The organism is Halomonas sp. BM-2019 (assembly GCF_017584085.1).
This window is the reverse complement of record NZ_CP071922.1, coordinates 3,983,352-3,985,315: the sequence shown is the minus strand read 5'-3', so window position 1 is coordinate 3,985,315 and position 1,964 is coordinate 3,983,352. Positions and strand designations below refer to the sequence as shown.

At 71.3% G+C, this 1,964-nt stretch carries 3 protein-coding genes; 2 read left to right on the top strand and 1 reads right to left on the bottom strand.

The window, feature by feature from the left end:
- A partial coding sequence (locus tag J5F18_RS19695) for an RsmD family RNA methyltransferase (RefSeq protein WP_346300202.1) occupies positions 1 to 244 on the bottom strand: 244 nt, incomplete at its 3' end.
- 89 nt (positions 245 to 333) lie between these two features.
- Here J5F18_RS19695 and ftsY point away from each other — a divergent pair.
- Positions 334 to 1,758 (top strand): signal recognition particle-docking protein FtsY, encoded by a 1,425-nt coding sequence (ftsY, locus tag J5F18_RS19690; RefSeq protein WP_346300201.1) that lies wholly within the window; start codon positions 334 to 336, stop codon positions 1,756 to 1,758.
- Positions 1,755 to 1,964 (top strand): ATP-binding cassette domain-containing protein (locus J5F18_RS19685; RefSeq protein ID WP_346300200.1); only part of this gene is annotated, 210 nt, incomplete at its 3' end. The genes ftsY and J5F18_RS19685, both read left to right, overlap by 4 nt.

Below are 1,964 nucleotides of genomic sequence, written 5' to 3'. Positions count from 1 at the left end.
CGGCGAAGAGGTCCAGCACCCGGGCGCCGGGCAGGGCGGCGGCGAGCCAGTTGAACAGGGTCTCGCGGACCCGGTCCGGGGTGGGGCGCAGGCCGGGGCTATCGAGCACCGGCAGCAGGCGGCGGCGGTAGTCGCCGCCGATGATTCTCAGGCGGCCGGCGCTTCTATGGCCAGTACTCTTGCCGCCTGGCTGGCCGCCGGTGGGCCTGCCCGAGCGGCGCGGGCGTGATGGGCGTCGTGTCATGGAGGGATTGTATCCGGGGGCTTATCCACAGTCATGGTGGGCGGTGGTAGGATGTGGCGATTCGTTCATCCGCGAGGCTGATTCTGTCCATGTTCGGTTTTTTCAAGCGCAAGAAGAAGCAGCAGGAACACGAGGCGACCCGGGAGGAGCAGGAGCGGCAGGCGCAGGACGCCGAGGCGTCCGGGGAAGGCGAGGGCGCGGAAGAGACCGAAGCCCGATCCGAGCCCGAGCGGCTCGAGCCCGCCGCCGAGGAAGCGCCCACCGAGGAAGCCCCCGCCGAGGAAGCGCCCCGGGCGCGCACCGAGGCCGAACCGGCGCCCACCGTCGAGGAGCGCGAGGACGCCGAGCCTCGGCAGGCCTCTGAACCGGTCGAGCCGGCGGAGGCGGCCGCCGTTGCGCCCGAGGAGGCGGTGGCGCAGCCTGCTCCCGAGCCCGAGCCCGAGCCCGAGCCCGAGCCCGAGCCCGAGCCCGAGCCCGAGCCCGAGCCCGAGCCCGAGCCCGAGCCCGAGCCCGAGCCCGAGCCCGAGCCGGCCCGCGCCGCCCTGCAGGAGAAGCCCCAGGCCGGTGAGAAGTCGGGCTGGTTCTCCCGCATCAAGGCGGGCCTCGGCAAGACCCGCGCCAACCTCACCGATGGCCTGGCGGACCTGTTCCTCGGCAAGAAGCAGATCGACGACGACCTGATGGAGGACCTCGAGACCCAGTTGCTGCTCGCGGACGTGGGCATCGAGGCCACCACCGAGATCATCGACCGCCTCACCGACCGGGTGTCGCGCAAGGAGCTCCAGGACAGCGAGGCGCTCTACCGCGCCCTGCAGGAGGAGCTGGCCCATATGCTCGAGCCGGTGAGCGCGCCGCTGGCCCTGCCGCCAAAGGGCGAGGGTCCCTTCGTGATCCTGGTGGTGGGCGTCAACGGCGTCGGCAAGACCACTACCATCGGCAAGCTCACCCAGCGTTTCCAGCGCGAGGGGCGCAGCGTGATGCTGGCCGCCGGCGATACCTTCCGCGCCGCCGCGGTGGAGCAGCTCAAGGTGTGGGGCGAGCGTAACAAGGTGCCGGTGATCGCCCAGCACACCGGGGCCGACAGCGCTTCGGTGATCTTCGACGCCGTGGCCGCCGCCAAGGCCCGCGGGGTCGACGTGCTGATCGCCGACACCGCCGGGCGCCTGCACAACAAGGCCCACCTCATGGAGGAGCTCAAGAAGGTCCACCGGGTGATGGCCAAGGTGGACGCCGCCGCGCCCCACGAGGTGATGCTGGTGCTCGACGCCGGCACCGGCCAGAACGCGCTCTCCCAGGCCAGCACCTTCAACGAGGCGGTGCCGATCACCGGGGTGACCCTGACCAAGCTCGATGGCACCGCCAAGGGCGGCATCATCTTCGCCCTGGCCAAGCAGCTCGGCACGCCGATCCGCTTCATCGGGGTCGGCGAGTCACTGGACGACCTGCGGCCCTTCGCGGCCCGCGAATTCGTTGACGCCCTCTTCGACCGCGACGGAAACGACGCCGCCCGATGATCGTCTTCGAGCACGTGGGCAAACGCTATGGCGGGCGCTTCGAGGCGCTCGCCAACCTCGACTTCCGCGTGCGCCGCGGCGAGATGGTGTTCCTCACCGGCCACTCCGGGGCCGGCAAGAGCTCGCTGCTGCGGCTGATCATGCGCCTGGAGCGCCCCTCCCGGGGGCGCATCCTGGTGGCGGGCCACGATATCGACCGGCTCCAC